A 934-nucleotide genomic window follows, 5' to 3' on the forward strand; every position below is an offset into this window, starting at 1 on the left:
ACGCGCCGACGCTAACGCCTTCTCCGAAGGCTCAGCTACGGACAACGTCGTGTAGCCTAGTTCGTTATACGAAATTTCCGGCAAAAAAATAGATTATATTTTCAAAAAAAAATAAGGTCAGTACATGAAAATATCTTTAGATGAATTTAAAAATAAAATTAATACCGTTGTAAACTTACCTATAAATTTAGCATGGCAAGGTTATGGTTCCGCAATTTTTTTGGAATTGGGTACAATACAAGACTTTAAAGGTTTGAGACAAAATCATAAAAAAGGGGAATCATGCATACAAATTGAATGGGATTGGCGAGTTGAATATAAAACAAAAGTTTTATTCGGAAGTTCAAATCAGATTCCGGAAATTGGTGACGGAATTAAAAAACTAATTGGCACGTCTATAAAATAAATTGAACTAACTGGAGAAGTACCTGAATTAAAAATTATTTTTTCAAACGAAATGAAACTCCAATCTATGGTAATGGTTACCGGAGATCCTGAATGGGCAATCAGGATTGAAGACAATTATTTGTATTATAAAAATGAAAATTACATAATTACTAACGGTGATGAACCTGTTGAGGATTTATCAGAGGATGATAATGAAGAAATTACTTTTAGTGAAGAAACAACTAAAAGATGGGGAAGTTCTTTCGAAGATCCCCTCTTAGGCAATTGCACTAACTGCAAGTTTTATATCCGATTAAACGCAAGTTATAACTTCTTGGATTATGGAGTTTGCTCAAATAAATCTAGTAATTTTGATAAAAAAATAGTTAATGTTAAAAGTGGATGTCCAAATTTCAAAAAAGAAATTTGAATGATTTGTTGCAAACTTCGTATAACTGCGGCTGACACGCTACGCTCGGGACTGTCGCCCTCGCTCGGCCTAAAGGCACATTGTCCTCCGTCACGCTTCTTGCTCTGCAAGAAGGCG

2 protein-coding genes are annotated in these 934 nt (G+C 34.8%); both read left to right on the top strand.

The genetic code is table 11. From position 1 onward, the window contains the following. Positions 1 to 124 precede the first annotated feature (124 nt). Positions 125 to 406, top strand: a complete 282-nt coding sequence (locus EHQ58_RS10005) for a hypothetical protein (RefSeq protein WP_135623766.1) — start codon at positions 125 to 127, stop codon at positions 404 to 406. Positions 407 to 457: 51 nt separating this feature from the next. Then, positions 458 to 817, top strand: a complete 360-nt coding sequence (locus EHQ58_RS10010) for a DUF3027 domain-containing protein (protein WP_135623767.1) — start codon at positions 458 to 460, stop codon at positions 815 to 817. The last annotated feature ends 117 nt before the right edge of the window (positions 818 to 934 follow it).

Source organism: Leptospira ognonensis (genome assembly GCF_004770745.1).
Classification (GTDB): Bacteria; Spirochaetota; Leptospiria; order Leptospirales; family Leptospiraceae; genus Leptospira_A; species Leptospira_A ognonensis.